Origin of the sequence: Mesorhizobium sp. M0816, assembly GCF_040320005.1 — a bacterium.
Lineage (GTDB): Bacteria > Pseudomonadota > Alphaproteobacteria > Rhizobiales > Rhizobiaceae > Mesorhizobium.
Genome location: NZ_JAMYOT010000007.1, coordinates 185,369 through 204,684, shown reverse-complemented (window position 1 = coordinate 204,684; position 19,316 = coordinate 185,369). Strand labels below are relative to the sequence as shown.

18 protein-coding genes are annotated in these 19,316 nt (G+C 63.9%); 9 read left to right on the top strand and 9 right to left on the bottom strand.

Annotation, left to right across the window (positions count from 1 at the left end):
• Positions 1 to 6: 6 nt before the first annotated feature.
• From NKI17_RS13125 to NKI17_RS13110, 4 genes are all read right to left on the bottom strand, one after another.
• Positions 7 to 1,035 (bottom strand): glycosyltransferase family 2 protein, encoded by a 1,029-nt coding sequence (locus tag NKI17_RS13125; RefSeq protein WP_502894491.1) that lies wholly within the window; start codon positions 1,033 to 1,035, stop codon positions 7 to 9.
• A 6-nt stretch (positions 1,036 to 1,041) separates the two neighbouring features.
• Positions 1,042 to 2,145, bottom strand: coding sequence for a glycosyltransferase family 2 protein (locus tag NKI17_RS13120; RefSeq protein ID WP_352645517.1), 1,104 nt, complete (start codon positions 2,143 to 2,145; stop codon positions 1,042 to 1,044).
• Positions 2,146 to 2,147: 2 nt separating this feature from the next.
• Positions 2,148 to 3,344 carry an acyltransferase family protein gene (locus tag NKI17_RS13115; protein ID WP_352906069.1) on the bottom strand — a complete coding sequence of 399 codons (1,197 nt, stop codon included), beginning with the start codon at positions 3,342 to 3,344 and terminating at the stop codon, positions 2,148 to 2,150.
• A gap of 434 nt (positions 3,345 to 3,778) precedes the next feature.
• Complete coding sequence (locus tag NKI17_RS13110) at positions 3,779 to 5,185, bottom strand: DHA2 family efflux MFS transporter permease subunit (protein WP_352906067.1); 1,407 nt, start codon at positions 5,183 to 5,185, stop codon at positions 3,779 to 3,781.
• 202 nt (positions 5,186 to 5,387) lie between these two features.
• Between NKI17_RS13110 and NKI17_RS13105 the strand changes: the two genes are divergently transcribed.
• Positions 5,388 to 6,290: a sigma-70 family RNA polymerase sigma factor gene (locus NKI17_RS13105; RefSeq protein ID WP_352690803.1), complete on the top strand. Its 903-nt coding sequence runs from the start codon at positions 5,388 to 5,390 to the stop codon at positions 6,288 to 6,290.
• 97 nt (positions 6,291 to 6,387) lie between these two features.
• On the opposite strand, the gene NKI17_RS13100 is transcribed toward NKI17_RS13105, so the two are convergent.
• Positions 6,388 to 7,590, bottom strand: a complete 1,203-nt coding sequence (locus NKI17_RS13100; RefSeq protein WP_352451471.1) for an MFS transporter — start codon at positions 7,588 to 7,590, stop codon at positions 6,388 to 6,390.
• Positions 7,591 to 7,806: 216 nt separating this feature from the next.
• On the opposite strand from NKI17_RS13100, the gene NKI17_RS13095 reads away from it, so the two are divergent.
• Complete coding sequence (locus NKI17_RS13095) at positions 7,807 to 8,235, top strand: VOC family protein (RefSeq protein WP_352906064.1); 429 nt, start codon at positions 7,807 to 7,809, stop codon at positions 8,233 to 8,235.
• Positions 8,236 to 8,325: 90 nt separating this feature from the next.
• Here the strand turns inward: NKI17_RS13095 and NKI17_RS13090 are convergent, their stop codons facing one another.
• Positions 8,326 to 9,219, bottom strand: a complete 894-nt coding sequence (locus tag NKI17_RS13090) for a LysR family transcriptional regulator (RefSeq protein WP_352906062.1) — start codon at positions 9,217 to 9,219, stop codon at positions 8,326 to 8,328.
• A 97-nt stretch (positions 9,220 to 9,316) separates the two neighbouring features.
• On the opposite strand from NKI17_RS13090, the gene NKI17_RS13085 reads away from it, so the two are divergent.
• Both NKI17_RS13085 and NKI17_RS13080 read left to right on the top strand, forming a co-directional pair.
• Positions 9,317 to 10,066 carry an SDR family NAD(P)-dependent oxidoreductase gene (locus tag NKI17_RS13085; RefSeq protein ID WP_352569121.1) on the top strand — a complete coding sequence of 250 codons (750 nt, stop codon included), beginning with the start codon at positions 9,317 to 9,319 and terminating at the stop codon, positions 10,064 to 10,066.
• Positions 10,067 to 10,218: 152 nt separating this feature from the next.
• Complete coding sequence (locus NKI17_RS13080; RefSeq protein WP_352569120.1) at positions 10,219 to 10,602, top strand: YybH family protein; 384 nt, start codon at positions 10,219 to 10,221, stop codon at positions 10,600 to 10,602.
• 106 nt (positions 10,603 to 10,708) lie between these two features.
• Here NKI17_RS13080 and NKI17_RS13075 read toward each other — a convergent pair whose 3' ends face one another.
• Positions 10,709 to 11,170 carry an Lrp/AsnC family transcriptional regulator gene (locus NKI17_RS13075; RefSeq protein ID WP_352569119.1) on the bottom strand — a complete coding sequence of 154 codons (462 nt, stop codon included), beginning with the start codon at positions 11,168 to 11,170 and terminating at the stop codon, positions 10,709 to 10,711.
• Positions 11,171 to 11,328: 158 nt separating this feature from the next.
• Here NKI17_RS13075 and NKI17_RS13070 point away from each other — a divergent pair, with 158 nt between their 5' ends.
• Complete coding sequence (locus NKI17_RS13070; RefSeq protein ID WP_352569118.1) at positions 11,329 to 12,336, top strand: ornithine cyclodeaminase family protein; 1,008 nt, start codon at positions 11,329 to 11,331, stop codon at positions 12,334 to 12,336.
• An 80-nt stretch (positions 12,337 to 12,416) separates the two neighbouring features.
• Here NKI17_RS13070 and NKI17_RS13065 read toward each other — a convergent pair whose 3' ends face one another.
• Entirely contained in the window at positions 12,417 to 13,349 is a 933-nt protein-coding gene (locus NKI17_RS13065; RefSeq protein ID WP_352455436.1) for a dimethylarginine dimethylaminohydrolase family protein, read from the bottom strand.
• Positions 13,350 to 13,382: 33 nt separating this feature from the next.
• Positions 13,383 to 14,972, bottom strand: coding sequence for a zinc-binding metallopeptidase family protein (locus NKI17_RS13060; RefSeq protein ID WP_352569198.1), 1,590 nt, complete (start codon positions 14,970 to 14,972; stop codon positions 13,383 to 13,385).
• Positions 14,973 to 15,047: 75 nt separating this feature from the next.
• Here NKI17_RS13060 and NKI17_RS13055 point away from each other — a divergent pair, with 75 nt between their 5' ends.
• The 4 genes from NKI17_RS13055 (at position 15,048) to NKI17_RS13040 (ending at position 19,314) form a co-directional block, all read left to right on the top strand.
• Positions 15,048 to 15,935, top strand: a complete 888-nt coding sequence (locus NKI17_RS13055; protein WP_023677271.1) for a LysR substrate-binding domain-containing protein — start codon at positions 15,048 to 15,050, stop codon at positions 15,933 to 15,935.
• Between the two features lie 252 nt (positions 15,936 to 16,187).
• Positions 16,188 to 17,282: an ABC transporter ATP-binding protein gene (locus NKI17_RS13050; RefSeq protein ID WP_352455434.1), complete on the top strand. Its 1,095-nt coding sequence runs from the start codon at positions 16,188 to 16,190 to the stop codon at positions 17,280 to 17,282.
• A 65-nt stretch (positions 17,283 to 17,347) separates the two neighbouring features.
• Entirely contained in the window at positions 17,348 to 18,463 is a 1,116-nt protein-coding gene (locus tag NKI17_RS13045; protein ID WP_352569116.1) for an ABC transporter substrate-binding protein, read from the top strand.
• A 17-nt stretch (positions 18,464 to 18,480) separates the two neighbouring features.
• Positions 18,481 to 19,314 carry an ABC transporter permease gene (locus tag NKI17_RS13040; RefSeq protein WP_031194462.1) on the top strand — a complete coding sequence of 278 codons (834 nt, stop codon included), beginning with the start codon at positions 18,481 to 18,483 and terminating at the stop codon, positions 19,312 to 19,314.
• Positions 19,315 to 19,316 lie beyond the last annotated feature (2 nt).

Here is a 19,316-nt window from a genome sequence, read left to right as displayed (position 1 = left end):
GGCGGATCACCTCGCCTCGGCATTTGCCTGTTGCTCCTGTCGCATTTGCGCCGGCTGCGGCGATTTCGCCAGCAAAAGCACCGCGAATTTGGCTGCGCCGAGCAAATTCATGCCGACGATCGGCCAGTGCGACAGCTTGAGTTCACGGTCGAACAGAGGGCCTTTCACCAGTTCGCGCAAGGCCGCCCTCATCGACCAGTAGCAATGCCGAAGCAGCCACGGCGCGTGGCGGATATGTTTCAGGCAAAGCCCGCCATTACCCATGCTGTAGTCGCGGTGCAGCTTTTCGATGGCCTTGCGGTCGCGCCGGCCGTGATGGTGATAGATGGTCATGTCGGGCACATATTCGACCGGAATCCCAAGCAGCACCGCCCGCACCAGATAGTCCGTATCCTCGGCGGAGCGCAGCGGGCCGCCGGCGCCGAACCGTTCGTCGAAACGGCCGATGCGGGCGGCAACATCGCGGTGCATCGTCATGTTGCAGCCAAGCACGAAGCCGCCGGGATGGACATCCGGCGTAAGCCGCGCGCGCACCGGCGACCGCTTGATGGTGAACGGCAGGTCGCGAGGATCGCCGATCTCGACGCGGCCACCGCGGATGACCCGTTCGCCGGCCGCATAGTGCCGCTGCAGATCGCGCAGATAATCCTTGTGGACAGCGCAATCATCGTCGACGAAGACCAGCACGCGGCCCCGCGCCCGCTCCAGCCCGGCGTTGCGCGCGGCCGCCAATCCGGGTCGCGGCTCGCGAATGGCCGTGAACGGAATGTCCGAAAGTTCGGCTATGCCGGCCAGCCGTTTGGCCGTGCTGTCGGTCGAGCCATTGTCGACAACCACCAGTTCGGCAGAGAAGGCAGCGTAGGCGCGGCACGCGGCCTGGATCGACTTTATGCAAGGCTCGAGCACGTTGACGCGGTCGCGTGTGCAGACAATGAAGCTGACCTCCGGTGCCGGCCCGTGCTGCGGCCGGGGCGACATGGCCGCCGGCACCGTCGAGCGGCCGCGCTGCTGGAGCTGATGGGATTTGACGAACATGCGCTGCTAGCTCAACTGGTTCGAAGGCAAAACCGCCGCGGCCGGCACGGACTGCAGATACCGCGACAAGGCATCCACCTGCCTGGTGACCGACATCGAGGCGAGACTGAAGCGCGGCGCGAAGGCACCGGTGCGAAACACGTACTGCTCGCGCCGCCGGATGAGTTTCCATTTCGCCGTCCGCGTCAGGAATTCGTGCATCAGCTGCGGCTGCCTTTCCCCCGATATCAGCTGGTAGAGGAAATAGAACAGGTTCAGCGTGCCAGCCTGGTAGCTCGGCCTCGTCTCGGCCGGCAGCGCGGCAATCCTTTCTTCAAGCGCAAGGATCCATTCGGCGGCACGGCGAACCGTGTCCATCGACGGGACTTCACCGATGCCGCGGAGGTCCTGCGTCTCTTGTACGAGCCCTTCGCGCTCGAGGTTCTCGGCGACGATCTTCAAATGCGTCCTGCGCATTTCGCGCTTGTGCCTGTTGGTCACGCTGTCGTCATGGATACGATAGGCGATCAGGCTTTCGGGGATCATGGCCGCCGGGTAGCGGTCGGTCAGCCGCCTGAACAGGTCGAAATCCTCGGCATGCTTGTAGCTGGTATCGTAATATAGAACATCTTCTTCTATGACATTCCTGTTGTATACCACGGTGGAATGCATGAAGATCGTGAAGAACATCGACAATATACGCAGCGGATTGTCCTGGAATATCGGATCGGGCGAACCCCTGACGACGCGGTTGCCGAGCAAGGTATCGAAACCCGCGCCGCATAGAGCGAGGTCAGGCTGCTGGTTGAACAGCGCGACCTGCCGCGACAGGCGCTGGGGATAGGCGATGTCGTCGGCGTCCATCCTGGCGACCAGATCGCCGCGCGCCACGGCCAGGCCTTCGTTCAAAGTTGCGATCAGGCCACGGTTTTCGCGTGAGATGATCGAGATGCGGCTGTCGGCCTGGCGGTATTTCTGCAGGATCTGCAGCGAGTTGTCGGTCGAGCCGTCATCGATGGCGATGACCTCCAGACGATCGTAATCCTGCCGCAGGATGCTGCCCAGCGCAGCGGCGAGATAAGGTCCCGCATTGTAGATCGGCAGCAGAACTGACACCAAGGGAGCAGCCATGATCAGCTCCGATCGGTTCGTCGCAGCTTGCGTGGCAACGGTGAAGTGCCACCATCAAGCGGCCTGCCCAGATATGCTCCCGCCGCGAGCCATCCGGCATTGCCCACGTCAATGCCTGCCGGGATGGCGCCGCGGCCTTTTCGAGCAACATAGGGGAAGTGGCGCTTGAGGCTGTTGAGCGGCTTCTCGAAAAGCAGCCACGAGACCGAAGCCAGCATGAGCGTTGCCGTTCCCGCCACCAGAAACCGCCCGGGCCCTTGCTCCGAGACGTTGAGCGGGATCCACGGCTGCGATTTGACGACCAGCGCCAGCACTATGGGATGGTAGAGATAGACGCCGTAGCTGATGCGGCCAAGGCCAAGCAGCGGCGGCAGTTCGAGAAGTTTTCCGATATAGCCGCCAACCCCTGTCGAACAGCTTGCAACGATGACCACCAGCGGTACGAGAGGCAGGATCTGCAACAGCAGCCAGAGGCCCCATTCCTGCACCGGATTTGCCGGCGCCGGCGCAAACCACTGCAGAACGAAAAACGCCGCCGCGAGCCCCGGCCAGCCATTTCGAAGCCATTGCGGCAAGCCGGCTGTTCTTGACCGGTAGGCGGCAAGCAGCGCGCCTGACGCCAATGCGTCCATCGACGCCGGCGGCAGCAGGTCGCGTGCCAAACCCGGCGTTCCAGCGATCGGCCAATAAAACCGATAGGCCAGCGACAGCACGATAACGCCGATGCAGATCGATTCCAGGCGCCGGCGCGGCGCCAGCAGGACGATCAGCGGCCAGACGATATAGAACTGCTCCTCGATGCTCAGGCTCCAGAAATGGCAGAGCAGCCAGGGCGTCCATTCATTCTGCGCCGCGTACCAGAAATTCGACAGATAGAACGCATGCCAGACCAGTGATCCTCTAGACTGCTCCAGGTCCACCAACCAGACGAAACCCAGCACGGCGAAATAGGGCGGGAATATCCGCAGCGCCCGCCTGATATAGAAGGATCTCAGCGCCGGTCCGGCTTCGAATTCGGCGGCCGAGCGGGCTTCGAGCAGCAGGCGGGTGATCAGAAAGCCGCTCAGCACGAAGAACAGACGCACGCCGATATGGCCCCAGAACGAGGACCCTCCACCCGCGAAGAAATGGGAGTACAGCACCATCGTCACGGCGATGGCCCTCAGCGCGTCCAATTGGGTGTCGCGCGCATTTCCCATTAGTGACGTACGCCGGCGGGACGGCGAAACTGCCAATCGGTCAATATAGCGGCTTCGTTCACGGCGCATTCCAATCGGAAGCGCCCCCCTTGCGCAGAATAGGACCACCATTGTGCAACGCAACACAAAAAGTTGACACATTTGAAACAGGAACGTGAGGCACGGCTAATAAAAGCCAAAAACAGCAGGAACCAGCCCGAATTGTCCATTTTTGACGATTTTCTCGCACTCCCTTGGCCCGCCGATATCGGCGGCAGGGTGCTGCGATGCAGCATGTTCGCCGCCATCACGGGCGCGCAAGATCTGGGTCTGGACACAGATGCCCCCCACAGGACCGGCCGGCAACCGACGCTCGGCGACCTTTTTGCTGCGCTGGCGCGGCCTGCTGTTAACGCGACAACAGTGGGAGCAAGCGCAAGCTTCCCGCCTCCGAGTTACGCCTCCTTGCTGGCATTCGCGAGCACCACTGCGCGACGCTCCGGGAGCCCCAATCCGACGAGCGCGCCGGCGAGCGAGAGCAGAGCGGAGACGCCGATTGCTGACGCGAAGCCGTCGCTGAAGGCAGTTGTGGACTCGAAGCTTCCAGTGCCGGCGAACACCGCACCGGCGATCGCGATCCCTGACACGCCGCCAAGGAAGCGGAATGTGTTGAACGTGCCGGCAGCCTTGCCGACCTCCGGCCGGGCGACCGCATTGAGAACCGCGTTCTGCGCGGCAGGCATGGCCATCGACACGCCGGCACCGGTAATGATCAGCGGGGCGACTAGCTGGATATAGGGCAGATCAGGTGCTGCGATCTGCGCCAGCCAGGCCATTCCAGCCGCTTGCAGGATCAATCCAGCCACGACAAGCCAGCGCTCGCCAACGCGGTTGATCAGGCTGCCGGCGATCGGTGCGACCACGAAAAGCGTGGCGGTCCAAGGCAGCAATCCCATGCCGGCGCCGAGCGGCCCACGGCTCTGGGCAAACTGCAGAAACTGCGGCAACAGGAACACGAGCCCGTACATGGCGGCGCAGAGCAGGAAGTTCGCCCCTACGCCCGAGGAGAATGCGCGCGCCTGAAAGAACCGCAAAGGCAGCATGGGCTCACGGGTACGCAGCTGCCAAAGGACGAATGCGATGGCCAGAAGCAGCCCGGCCGTCAGCGCCGACAGCACTTCAGAGCTGCTCCAGCCCACAATGTTGCCGCGCATCAGACCCCAGACCACTCCAAATGCCGCCGCGGTTACCAGGACGACGCCGAGGACATCGATTGCCGTGCCCGGCCCGTGACTCTCCGGAATCCGACGCAGCACCAGCGGAATGAGAACGATACCGACCGGGACATTGAGCCAGAAGATCCAGTGCCAGGAGAGCCCTTCGGAAATCGCACCGCCCGCCATCGGGCCGATGATCAGGGCCAGGCCGGTGATGCTGCTGAAGATACCCAGCGCCTTGCCTCGCTCCTCCGGGGGAAAAGCGACGCTCAGCAGCGCCATGGCCAGCGGCATGACCATTGCGGCACCTGCGCCCTGGATCGCACGGGCCGCAATCAGCAATCCGGCATTGCCGGCGAGCGCGCAGGCAACCGACGCTGCGACGAACAACGCCAATCCGGTAACGAGCGTACGGCGGCGGCCGAACCGGTCACCGAGCGCAGCCCCGGTCATGAGCAGGACGGCAAAACTCAAATTATAGGCGTTCATCGTCCATTGCAGCGTCTCCAGCGAGGCATCGAGCTCGACCCGCATCGTGCTCAATGCCGTCGCCACAACCATCGCATCGAGAACGACCATCAAGGAGCCTATCGACGTGAGGGCGAGAACCCAGACCTTCGTTGATCCCGCACTTTGCTTGCTCATGACTATGGCGCCTCCGGCTTGAACAAAGGGCCCGCCAGGTTACGGGCCCGTGATCCAGAGACGCGTAGGAACCATCAAAGGATTCCAGCTAGAGAAAGTTTTTTCGACCGAATCCTTTTGCCATCGTCGAGCGTCTATAAGACGCTGCGCCTGATGACGGGCGCCCTGCCTGGGAGATACGCATGAAATTGATCCTTGTGCGATGACCGGATCCGCAACCGGCACCCCAGAAGGACGGGAGCCATTTGACCGGCTGCTCGGCGAATTGCGGCCGAAACTGCACCGCTATTGTGCCCGCATGACCGGTTCGGTGATCGATGCCGAGGATGTCGTCCAGGAAGCTACGGTCAAGGCGCTCGAGGCGTTCCCCGGGACCGGGCCGATAGCCAATGTCGAGGGCTGGCTGTTTCGCATCGCGCACAATGCCGCGCTCGACCACCTACGCCGTCGTGCCAGGTTGGATGCCGCGCATGTCGTTGAGGATATCGATATGATCCCTGACCCCGGTATGTCGGCCGAGGGTCGACACACTGCAGCCGCAAGCCTGCAGACTTTCATGCGCCTGCCCGCGGCGCAGCGTAGCAGCGTCATCCTCATGGATGTGCTCGGCTATACGATCGAAGAGATCGGCAACATTATCGACAGCAGCGTTCCGGCGGTGAAAGCCGCACTGCATCGCGGCCGTTTGCGCCTGCGCGAAGTCTCCGGCGAGCCTGACGATCGGCCTGTGCCGGTGTTGGCCGAGCCCGAGCGGGCGCGTCTGGCAGCCTACGTGGAGCGGTTCAACGCCCGCGACTTCGATGCGATCCGCGACATGCTGGCCGAGGACGTCCGGCTTGACCTCGTCAACCGGCTCCGGGCGAGCGGCCGCACGAAAGTGGGCCGGTACTTCCATAACTACGCGGGTATCCACGATTGGCGGCTGCTTCCAGGCCTGGTGGATCGGCAGCCAGCCATTCTTGTGATCGATCCGGACGACTCGGCCGGAGGGCTAAAATACTTTATCCTGCTGGAATGGGCCGGCGACAGATTGGCGAGAATTCGCGATTTCCGCTATGCGCGCTACACGCTTGACGGCGCCGAGGTGGTGCCTCTGCGGGCATAGCAATTCGCGTTTCATAATGCCGAACAAACACTGCCAGCTATTTTTGGATCGCGGCCGCTTGCCATCCAAGCGGCCGCCCTTTTCCGCCGATCCTGCTTTAAGCCGGTTGCAACTCCCTGCGCGGCAGCGGCGGGAAGGCGATCGCAATCGCCATCGCGCCAAGCCCGACAAGGGCCGAGCCGATGAACAGCCAGGAATAGCTGGCATAGGCATCGAACACCATGCCGCCGGCGAGCGGGCCGAAAGCCATGCCGAGGCTGGACAGCATGGTTACTGCACCGAACACCGTACCGAGGATGCGCTGGCCGAAATATTCCCGCGCCAGCACCGCATAGAGCGGCATGACGCCGCCATAGGTGGCGCCGAAGATGACGGCGAGCGTGTAGAATTGACCAAGCTCGCTGACCGCAAGATAGGCTGCGATGACCACGGCCTGTATGGCCAGCCCGGTGATCAGCACCGGCTTGACGCCCAGCCGATCGGCAAGCACGCCGTAAAGCAGCCGGCCACCCAGCCCTGCCAGGCCCTCGATGCTGTAGATGCTGACCGCCGCCATCGGCGCTATGCCGCACAGCATCGCATAGCTCACCATGTGGAAGATCGGCCCGGAATGCGCCGCGCAGCAGGCAAAGAAGGTCAGTCCCAACACGATGAATTGCGGCGAGCGCAGCGCCTGCGGAACCGTCATGCCGGCACCCTCGGCGGCAACGCTTGGGGCAGCGCCGTCGGCAGCGGGCTTGGGCGGCTGGCGCACCAGAAGCGCGGCCGGCAGTAGCAGCACCCACGCGGTTATGCCGATGTCGAACATTGCGGTGCGCCAGTCGTAGGCCGAAATCAGCCAGCGGGCGAAGGGCGAGATGGTCATTGGCGCCACGCCCATGCCGGCCGAGACCAGCGAGACGGCGAGGCTGCGGTTCGTGTCGAACCAGGCGGAGGTCAGCGCGATCATCGGCGCGAAGAAGGCGCTTGCCGCGAGGCCGACGAGCACGCCGTAGGCCAACTGGAAAACGAGCAGCGAACCGGTGCGGCTGGCCAGGACCAGCGCCAGGCCAAGCAGCACGGCGCCGGTCATGACGACGATGCGGGCGCCGAAGCGGTCGTAAATGGCGCCCCAGGCGAAGCCGCCGAGGCCCATTACAAGGAAGTTCAGCGTCATCGCACTCGATATGCCGGCGCGCGACCATTGTGTGTCGAGCGCCATCGGTTCGAGAAAGATCGCCAGCGAGAACATCGCCCCGAGGGCGACACAGGTCATCAGCGCGCCAGCCGCGACGATAACCCAACGATAGGGAAGGCTCATTTCACTTTTCTCCCATGCCGGAAGCGTTGATACGGCACGACCTTTTCGAGCTCCGCCGAGCCGCTTGCGTCCGAAGGACGTTGGACATGTCTTGAATCCGACAATCCGGTTGCATTTTTTATCCAGTCGACGCGATGGCGCCATTCCACGGCTTTCTGGATTGACCGCGCATCATTCGAAGCTAGATTTCCAACCGGCGATCAGGAGCTGTCAAGCATGGCAAATCAGGAACTTCATCGCGGCCGTCTCATCGACCACCTCCAGCTGGTGGTCAGGGATCTCAAGGCCAGCCGGCGTTTTTATGAGGCGGTTCTCAACGTGCTCGGCATACCGATCGGTGGCGCCGGCAATGATTATTTCTGGGCCGACGAGCTGTTCATCTCCAGCCCCGACAGCCCGGCGGCCCTGGGAAAGCTGACCGGCCGCCACCACCTGGCCTTCCAGGCAAATGACCGCGCCATGGTCGACGCATTCCACAGGGCCGGGCTTGAGGCCGGCGGCACCGACAATGGCGCGCCGGGCGAACGATCCTACCATCCCGGCTACTACGCCGCCTTCCTGCTCGACCCCGACGGCAACAACATCGAGGCCGTCCACCACGGCGCGGCCAACCGCAGCGCCGATTCAGTGAAGATCACGTTCTAGCTCTATGGACAGGTAACGAAGGCGGGGGTCGCTTGTGCTACTAACAGGGTAATCTCGAAGCCGCCGCTGTCTTTGCCACGGAGCCCTGCGCTATCGCGCCAGCGCCGCCATTTGGCCTGCAAGGAAGTCGACGAACAGCCGCGCCCGGACCGGCAGCTGCCGCCCGTAGGCATGGACGATGTGCACCGGCATGGTCGGCATCGCCACCTCGGGCAGCATGCGGACCAGGCGGCCCGCGTCGAGATCGTCCTGCACCGCAAACCGCATCAGATGCGCGATGCCGGCACCGGCAAGTGCCGCATTGCGGATGGCGCCGCCGTCGTCGGTGTCTAACCGCCCATCCGGCACGATCATCGTACCGTCGGCAAATGTGACCGGATAAGGCCGGCCAGCCATCTGGTGGCGGACGAATTCATGGTCCCGTAAATCCTCGACCGATGCCGGACGGCCGCGCCGCTCGACATAGGCCGGTGAGGCCACCAGCATGATCGGCAGATTGGCGATCTTGCGCGCGACGAGCCCGGTGTCTGAGAGCGGCCCCATGCGCACCGCAACGTCATAGCCTTCGCGGATCAGGTCGGCGTGGCGGTCGGTGACGCTGAGCTCGACCTTCACTTCGCCATGCTGCGCAAGGAACGCTTGCGCCCATGCCGCGATCAGGCCGCGACCGAGTTCGACCGGCGCTGTAACACGCAGCAGGCCGCGCGCCGTATCGGCCATCTGGACGATGTCTTCGGCATCGTCCAGCGCCCTTAGCAGTGGCGCCACGCGCTCGTAGTAGGCGAGGCCTTCGCTGGTGAGCCCGAGCCGACGCGTCGAGCGCTGGATCAGCCTGACGCCGAGCCGGCGCTCGAGCCGCGCCACGCTTTTCGACACCGCCGACGGGCTGGAGCCGACCAGCCGGCTGGCGGCATGGAACGAGCCGGCATCGACCGTGCGGACGAAGGCGACGAGACCGGCGGTCTTTTCGAGGATGGTGGTCATTCCAGAATTCCAGGCACGAAAGAACGGATTGTGGGCACCATAATACGCGTTTCGATCATGATTAAATACCGCTCATCGTCAACAAAGGAGAGATTTGATGAGCAAGCTGAACGGCAAGGTCGCCATCGTCACCGGCGCCTCCAAGGGTATCGGCGCCGCCATCGCCAAGAGTCTTGCCACGGCCGGCGCCGCAGTGGTCGTCAACTACGCCTCGTCACGGGAAGGCGCCGACCGCGTCGTCGCCGAGATCGAGGACCGTGGCGGCCGCGCCGTCGCCGTCCAGGGCGACGTGTCGCAAGCGGCTGATGTGCGCCGCCTGTTCGAGGCGGCGAAATTGGAGTTTGGCGGGCTCGACATACTGGTCAACAATGCCGGAGTCTTCGCATTCGAGCCGCTGGAAGCGATTACCGAGGCCGAGTTTCACCGCGAGTTCGACACCAATGTGTTGGGCATCATTCTGACCACGCAAGCAGCAGTGAACCATTTTGGCGCGGGCGGCGGCAGCATCATCAACATAAGCTCGGTCGCCAGCCGCAATCCGCAGCCGAACTCGCTCGTCTACGCCGCGACCAAAGGTGCGGTGGACACGATCACGCTGTCGATGTCGCGGGAGCTCGGCGCACGCAACATCCGCGTCAACGCCATCGCGCCCGGCGGCATCGATACCGAGGGCCTCGCGCGCATCGGCATCATCGGCAGCGAATTCGAGAAGCAGATTATAGCCATGACGCCGCTCGGTCGCTTCGGCCTGCCCGACGACGTCGCCCGCGTCGCGGTGTTCCTCGCCTCCGACGAAGCGTCCTGGCTGACCGGCGAGCGCATCACCGCCTCCGGTGGCTGGCGATAGGCATGGAGGGCGCGAACCTGCCGGCTCGCGGACCGTGCTACCCGCGGCGCGACGCACTGCAATCGATGACGAGAGCGATCTAAGCCCTATGTAGCAGCGAGGGAGGAGCGCCGTGCGCCATCGATGACGGCGAGATGCCAGGGAGGTAACGGATGACGGGCGACGAAAAAGCAATCCGAAAGCTGGTCGAGACGTGGATGGATGCGAGCAAGCGTGGAGACATCGCGACCGTCCTCAGCTTGATGACGGACGATGCGATCTTCATGGTTCCCGGCCGGGAACCCTTCGACAAGGAGATCTTCGCGGCAGCCGCGCTGGAGACGGCCGGCGTTCATATCGACGGCACGAGCGATATCGTGGAACTACAGCTTCTCGGCAATTGGGCTTTCATCCGCAGCCGCATCAATATGACCGCGACCCCGCCGAATGGCGAGCCGGTCCATCGATCGGGATATGCGCTGACGCTCCTGCGCAAGGAGGCGGATGGTGAGTGGCGGCTCGCGCGCGACGCAAACCTGCTGACCCAGCAAAGCTAGAGCCGGTCTCCGGCATCGCTGCACCCGAAGGCGCGCCAGGGGGAGCGATTAGATGGCGAAGATGCGATGCAGGTCGCCCTGAACAGCGTTCCCCTCCTCTACCCGATCACACCGGCAAAAGGGCGTTCGGCTTGACATCGGCGATGGAGGCGAAGGTGTGCGTTTCGCGCACGCCGGGCAGCGGCAGGATGACCCGCTGCAGGAAATCCTGGAACACCGCCATATCGGCGATCCGCGCCTTGACCAGATAATCGAAACCGCCAACCACCATATGGCACTCCAGAACCTCCGGAGCTTTCGCCACGGCTTCGGCAAAGCGGTCAAAGACGTGCGGCGCCGTGTGGTCAAGCCGGACCTCGATGAACACCAGCGTTCCCCGGCCGATCTTGCGCGGATCGAGCACGGCCCTGACCGCGGTGATAAAGCCGTCGCGGAACAGGCGCTTCACCCGCTGGCTGGTTCCGGTCGGCGACAACCCGACGCGCCCGGCAAGATCAAGCGTCGTCCGACGGCCGTCTTCCTGGAGCAGCCTGAGCAGGCTGCGGTCTATCTGGTCGAGATCCTCCATTCCACAATCCACGCTATCTCAGAGATTTTTGTGCTTATTTCACGCAGAGATGCCAAAAACAACGTATTTCATCACATAAAACGTCGCAATAACCTGCGCTTCCCTCTCTCACCTAAGCAAACGCGGTGAGCCGATTTCGACGACCACAGGAGTGCAGGATGACCAAACAAGCGTTCAGCCCAGCCGGCAGGAGTGCGGCGGAAATCAGCAAGGGAACGACCGAGATCCTGGTGCTGAGCGAAGCCGACGTGATGGCATGCATCGACCTCAGCCAGCTTCTCGATGTTCTGGAAGACGGCTTCAAGGCGCTGTCACAAGGCAAGGTCGTCAATCCACCCCGACCACAACTCGACATCCCCGGGGCCGGCTACAGCCTCGCCATGCCGGCCTGGATGGAGGGCATGAACCTGACCGTCAAGATCGTCAATGTCTTCGAAGGCAACCTGGCAATCGGCCTGCCCAGCCACCTCGCCACCATCAGCCTGTTCGATCCGCTGTCCGGCCTGCCGGTCTGCATCATGGACGGCACCTTCATAACCGCGGTGCGAACCTCCGGCTCCGCCGTGCTGTCGGTGCGCGCGCTTGCGCGCCGGGATGCCAGGATAGCGACAGTGGTCGGCGCCGGCGTGCAGGCCAACCAGCACCTGCATCTGTTGCCGCTGGTGCGCGATTTTGCCGAAATCCGTGTCGCTTCGAAGAGCTTCGACGATGCGGCAGCACTTGCCCGGCTGCATCCGTCGGTGGTGGCGGTCGCCGACCTCGAGACGGCAGTGCGCAGTTCCGACGTGGTGTGCCTGGCGACCCACTCCTACCAGCCGGTGATCGACGCAGGCTGGGTCCAGCCGGGCACGCATGTCTCCTCGGTCGGGGTGGCGCCGCCCGGCGGTGAAATGCCGATCGAGCTCATCGGCAGATCCAGTCTTTTTGTCGAAACCAAGGATGCATTCAAACCGACCCCGGTCGGATCTTGCGAGCTTGCCGGCTTCGACCCGGATTTCGGCACCGAGCTTGGCGCCATGCTGCTCGACCGCGCGCCGGGCCGCGTTTCGGATCAACAGATCACCACCTACAAGGCGATGGGCATTGCGATGGAAGACATGGTCGCCGCCGACCTCGTCTATCGTTGCGCCCGGCGTCTGCGCAAGGGAAAGCTCATCGTGCTGTAGGCGCGTACCGCGCGCCATGCGGGATCGACGGTGCTGACAATGGCGCTTTCGCGCAAGCGGCCGGGCTAAAGGCCGGCCCCTCAGGCCGGCTCGCGCTTCAGCGCCTGCGCCATGCAGTGAATGCCGCCGCCGGTCTTCGAGATCTCGCTCATGTCGATGGCCGCCACCTCGAAGCCGCGCGCCTTGAGCTGACCGATCAGCGTCTGGCTCGAGGTCGGCGCGATTACCCGATCCTTGCCCAGCGACATGAAGTTGCAGCCGAGCGCCATGGTATCCTGGAACGGCACGTCGATGATTTCGTGGCCCTTGCCCTTCAGCCAATCGACGATGCCCGGCTCCGTGCAGGCGAGGCAGACGGCGGTCAGTTTTTCAGCGATCGGCACCACCATCAGGTCGATATGGACATAATATTCGTCGATGAAGGCGATGCGGGTCTCCCAGCCATCCTTGTCGAACCAGGCCTGCACTTGGCGCGCGCCCTCCTCCTGCGTGCGGGCGCCACCGCAGCCGATCAGCACGACGCCGTCCTCGATGACGTTGAAGTCGCCGCCCTCGAACGTGCCCGCGGTGACCATGTCGTAGATCGGGATGCCGAGCTTCTCATAGGTGCGGATCGCCGCGTAGTTCTCGCCGCGCCGCCACCACTGGGCCATGGCGGTGATGATGGCGCCATACGGCGTCATGACGCTGGAATCGCGCGAGTAGACCTGCATCGGCAGTTCCGGCGTCGGCTCGTGCCAGTGGATGTTGACACCGAAATGCTCATAGGCGGCGACCAGATCCTTGTGCTGCGCTTGCGCGATCTGGACGTTGCATGGCGCTTCGCGCAGATGCTTGCGCGACAGCGAGCTGGTCGAGAGATGGCGCAGGAAATTCGGCGAGCCGAGCAGCACGTCGGTCAGAACATCGGTTTCGTTGGCGAAACCCCAGGCGGTCAGCGGCTTGGTGCCGCCGGCCGGGTTGCGGCGCTGCAGCGAAAACGGCTCGGTGACGATGCGGTCATGGACGGTCATGGGGTTTCTCCTCGTGAAGGGCGGCTTGGTTGATCATGCGGCTTGGTTGCTTGGTATCCACCAATCCCGCCCGCGCGGGGTGGTGATGTATTCCGGCCAGCGAAATCCAATCGGCGGATCGTAGTCGCAGAGCGGCGCGATCCAGTTCGAGCCGCCGATGCCGCCGCCGGTGCGGGTGACGAATTCATCCATCGCCGCGTCGCGCGCAGCCTCGTCTTCCAACAGGCGAAGTGCTGCCAGCGCGACCGTCTTTGCGGCGCAGATGACCATCGGGTCGATGGTGGCAGAAATGCCGCCCAGCGCATTCATCGCCCAGGACGGAAACGCGTGGCCGTTCTCGGATCGCAGCGCCGGCCGGGCGACGTAGAATCGTGCCGTCGGTGTATGCCACGACATGTCGGTGTAATCGTCGGAGGTGGAATTGAGCTGCCAAGGCGGCAGGTCGTGGCGCAGTAGCGTCTCGGCCGCCTGTGGTGCAATCAGCCGCTCCAGTTCGTCGATGAATGGTTCCTCGGTCGCCTCGCCCCCGGCATTGACCTGGATTTCGCGGGCGATCGCCTTGGCCGTCTCGTCCCAGCACGGCGGCCCGACCGCCGCCAGCGCGTCGAAGGCAATGCCGGCCATTGCGTGGTTGGCAAGCCCCGGCCGCGACTTCGACACCCAGTGCCGCTCATAGCGGCAGCCGCTCATCCTGGCTGCGGCTTCCGCATTGCGGTCGAGCATGGCGGTGACCTGCTCCGCCATGGCAAGCGTCGGCACGCGGATCATGTACTGGATCTCAGCCAGCCCGGCCGGCAGATTGTCGGCGGTCGCCTGGCCCGCCGTCAGGATCGCCTCGCTGATCGACCAGCCGCCCTGGTGCGGCAGCATGGAATCGCGCAGCGCCTTGGACGCCATATACATCATCATGAGCGCGTCGTTGGCGCCGGGCGCCCTGACTGCCGAATGCGCCTGCGGGATGGGTGCTGCATCGCTTGCGCGAACCCAATTTTCGGGTTCGTCGCACACAAAGCGGTAGATCATCGCATAGGCCGCACCGCAATGCGTGTCCCAGCGCGCCGTGTTGCACAGCGGCAGCATGTAAAAAGGATGGAAGGAGATCATGCCCGCCAGCCCATCGTAATAGCCCTTCGCGGCATGGATCGGCTTCGATCCCCTCACCTTCTCCGCCGGCTCGCCGGTGAAGCGCAGCGTGCCTGATATGCCGTGGCGCTGCATCGCAGCCTTGGTCGCCAGCAGCCCGCCGAGGCTGGCAATGCCGAGGCCGGAATGCGGATCGGTGTGGCCGCCGGCCTGTTCGCCCAGCCCCGGGCGCGGTCGCTTCACCGTCGCCGCATCCTGGCAATTGCCAGGTACCGCGTCGTACTCGGCATACATGCCGATCGTCGGGCCGGTCCCGTTGGTCCAGTGGGCGCAGAAGGCGGTCGGCATGCCGCCCGATCCTTCCTCGACCGAAAACCCTTCGTGCTTCAACTGCTCCACATACCAGGCCGCCGACTGGTATTCGCGCCAGGCGGTCTCGCCGAAATCGAAGATGGTCCGCGTCCACGCCGACAGCGACGGCTGGATGTCGTCCAGACAGGCAAGCGCGGTCGCTTGCGCCGAGGTCACCGGTTTCTCCATGGCGGAAAGAAAGCAGTGAAGCGCCCCGCCAAAAAGTGATATGTTTTCCCGGCTCATGCAAATTCGGTTCACCTCTTGAGAATTCCCTCGACGCAGGCGCTGCGCGCCCTCGACAGTTTTGCCCGCCACGGCAGCGTCTGGCGCGCCGCTGACGAACTGCATCTGACCCGCAGTGCCGTCAGTCATCAGTTGCGCCTGCTCGAACGCGATCTCGGCTTCGATCTGCTCGAACGCATCGGCAAGGGCGTGGCGCTGACGCCACGCGGCCAACGCTATGCCAGCGACGTGCGCAAGGCGCTGACGGTGCTGGGCGACGCGGTGACACGCCATGCCGGCACCGGCATCGGCGGCTCATTCAGTGTCAGTTGTACGCCGGGTTTCGCCTCCCTGTTCCTGTGCACCCATATCGGCGAGTTCCGGCAGATGTACCCCGATGTCGCGCTGCGCATCCTGACGCCGCGCCGTCTCGACGACGTGAGCAATGCCGAGGCCGATGCCTTCATCGCCTTCGGCGTCGGCAATTGGCCGAACCGCGCGGTCGAGCTGTTGTGCGGGATCTCCTTTACGCCGCTGTGCAGCCCGACGCTGCTCAACAAGATCGGCGGCTTCTCCAAGCCGGCCGACGTGCTGCGCGCCAATCTCCTGCATCTCGGCGATACCGAGGACTGGGCGCGCTGGCTGGCGCTGTCCAAGGTCGAGAACCCCGACCCGGAAGGCGGCATCTTCTTTTCCGACATGAACCTGGTCTTTTCGGCGGCGATCGCCGGCCAGGGCATCGCCATGGGCGACGAGCTGACCAGCGGCCGGGCACTGAGCGAAGGCCGGCTGGTCCGCCCCTTCGACATAGCGATCAATTCACCGCGCTCGTATTTTCTGGTTTCCGAGCACGCCAAGGCGGCGCATCCGGTGCTGGAGGCGTTTGGGCGGTGGCTGAGATCGAAGCTGTCGGAGAACCAGCGTTAATCTCCCCCCTCGAGGGGGAGATGGCCGCGAAGCGGCCAGAGGGGGTCGGTCCAACTGGGCTCGGCCTGCTGCTGCAGAGGAGGTTGGCACTTCAAGCGAAGCGACCCCCTCTGTCGCCTTCGGCGACATTTCCCCCTCGAGGGGGGAGATTGGCGCATAGATGAATCAAATTTGCCGATCAGGCGAAAACTATTCGGTTGCGGTGAGCCGCCGCCCTGCCTACGATTTCGCCTACGCTAAGGAAAGGGCAGGATGCAGCAACCCGGCCGGGCCGCAGAGATCAAGGCAATCGGGATCGGCAAGAGCTTCGGCTCGTTCCGTGCGCTGGACGATCTGACGCTCGATATCGGCCGTGGCGAATTCCTCACCTTGCTCGGCCCCTCCGGTTCCGGCAAGACCACCTTCCTGATGATCCTTGCCGGCTTCATTCAGCCGACCGACGGTCGCCTTTACAGCGACGGCGTCGACATCACCGAGCGGCCGGCCGAGCAGCGTGCCGCCGGCATGGTGTTCCAGGGCTATGCGCTGTTCCCGCATATGAGCGTCGAGGCCAACATCGCCTTCCCGCTCAAGGTGCGCAAGAAACCGGCGGCCGAGATCAAACGCCGCGTCGGCGAAATGATCGAGCGCGTCGGGCTCAAGGGCCACGAGAAGAAACTGCCGTCGCAATTGTCCGGCGGCCAGCAGCAACGCGTGGCGCTGGCGCGGGCGCTGGTGTTCGAGCCGGGCGTACTTTTGCTCGATGAGCCGTTTTCGGCACTCGACAAGGGCCTGCGCGGCCAGATGCAGGCCGAGATGAAGCGGTTGCACCAGGAGACTGGCACCACCTTCGTCTTCGTCACCCATGACCAGAGCGAGGCGTTGGCGTTGTCATCTCGCGTCGCCATCTTCAACCATGGCAAATTGCTGCAGGTCGGCGCGCCGGACGAGGTCTACGACCGGCCGGACAACCGCTTCGTCGCCGAGTTCCTGGGCGAGATCAACATGCTGCCGCTGAAGGGCGTGCGCCCGGCCGACAATGGCTCGACGGGCCTCTGCGAAGACCGCGCGATCAGCATGCGCTGCAGGGCCGAGAAGGTCCGTGGCGATGCCATCCTGGCGATCCGGCCGGAATACATGTCGATCGCCCGCGAAGCCGCGGCAGGCGAGAACGGCATTGCCGCGACTGCCGTCGCCTCGACCTATCTCGGCGCTGCGACGCGGCTCGATCTGACGACGCGGCAAGGCGCCAAGGTGACGGTCTCGGTGCCGAACGAGGTCGCCGCCTCTGCCCTCAGCAAGGGCAATTCCGTCTGGCTGACCTGGCCCGCGGAGAAAGGCTTCCTCCTTCCGGATGGAGAGCAATGACGATCGGCGTGGCGAATTCGCCAAGCTGACATTCAGGAAATACCAACGACAAAAGGGGAACTGACATGACAAACCAAACCAAGAAAAATTCCATCGAGGCGCTATCCGCCAGGGCAGTGCGCGGCGAGATCTCGCGCCGGCAGTTCACGCAGCTGGCCGCATTGGTGCTGGCCGGCACGCCGATGCTGCTGCGCTCGACCGGCGCCGTTGCCGCGGCGAAGGAACTGGTGCTGGTCAACTGGGGCGGCGACGCCATCACCGCCTACGATGCGGCTTATGGCCAGGCCTTCACCAAGGAGACCGGCATCACCGTCAAGATGGACGGCTCCGGCCCGACCGAAGGCGCGATCGCGGCGCAGTTCAAGAGCGGCGCGCCGACCTGGGATCTGGTCGACGTCGATCCGTTCTCGGCCATCACGCTCGGCGCCCAAGGCATGCTGGAGCCGATCGACTATGCGGTCGTCGACAAGAAGAAGATGCGGCCGGGATTCGGCTGGGAGTACGCTGCCTCGACCTATTTCTTCTCCTACGTCATCGCCTACGATGCCGAGAAATACGGCAGCCAGGCACCGACCGGCATGGCCGACTTCTTTGACGTGGCAAAATTCCCCGGCAAGCGCTCGCTCTACAAATGGGGCGTGTCGAGCTGGGAAGCGGCACTGCTCGCCGACGGCATCGCGCCGGCCTCGCTCTACCCGCTCGACCTCAAGCGCGCGCATGACAAGATCGCCGCCTTCAAGGAAAACGTCGTCGCCTATTGGGGTGGCGGCGCCGAAAGCCAGAGCGTGCTGCTCAATGGCGAGGCCTCGATGGCGATCGTCTGGTCGACGCGGGCTTCGCTCATCGAGCAGGATTCCGGCGGCAAGATCAAGTTCATCTGGGACCAGGGCCTGATCTCGCCCGGCGCGCTCGCCGTGCTCAAGGGCAATCCCGGCGGCAAGGACGCGGCGATGAAGTTCATCGCCAGCACCCAGGACCCGGAGAAGGAACTCATCATGTTCGACAAGCTCGGCCAGGGTCCGGCCAACCCGGCCACCGATGCGCTGATCCCCGCCGACAAGAGGCGTATCAATCCGGTCGATCCCGAGAACATGAAGAAGCAGATTCCGCTCGACATGGATTGGTACGCCAAGAACTACGGGGCGGCACTCGACGAATACACGAAGATCATCTCCGCCTGACAAGCCGGGATAACCGGATGAGAGCATACCTCTCCGACAGGATGGGCGCGGCGCTGTTGATGGCGCCGCTGCTCCTCTTTCTTGTGCTGGCTTACGCCTGGCCATTCCTTGGCGTGGTTAAATGGAGCTTCACCCTGCCCACGCCGGGGCTGGGGCAGTACAATGCGCTGCTCACGGATCAGTTGGTGCAGTCGGTCTTCATCCGCACGCTGCGTATCGCCGCGATCGTGACGATCGTTTCGGTTGCCGCCGCCTACGCCATCACCGTTGTCTGGGTACGCGGCACGCCGGTGCAGCGCGTCGTGGCCGAGTTCTGCATCCTGGTGCCGTTCTGGATCTCGGTGCTGACGCGCGCCTTCGGCTGGGTGGCGCTTTTGTCCAATCGCGGCCTGATCAACACCTGGCTGCAGGCGGTCGGCTTCATCTCGGAGCCGCTGGCGCTGGTGCGCAACGAGTTCGGCGTTATCGTCGGCATGACGCATTTCCTCATCCCCTTCGCGGTGTTTCCACTGGCCTCTTCGATGCGAAGCCTCGACGACCGTGTGCTGCTGGCGGCGCGCGGCCTCGGCTCCAGCCGCATGCGCACCTTCTGGTCGGTATTCGTGCCGATGACCCGCTCCGGCATCATCGGCTCGGCGCTGATCGTCTTCGTCTTTTCGCTCGGCTTCTTCGTCACGCCGGCGATTCTCGGCGGCGGCCGCAGCGTGATGATCGCCGAGCTGATCTATCTCCGCATCTTCCAGAGCCCAGACTGGGGCCTGGGCGCGGCGATCAGCGTGGTGCTGGTGTTATTCGTCGGCGCGCTGATGGCGCTGCTTTTCCGCTATATCAGGCCGAAGCAGTTGGTGTAGCG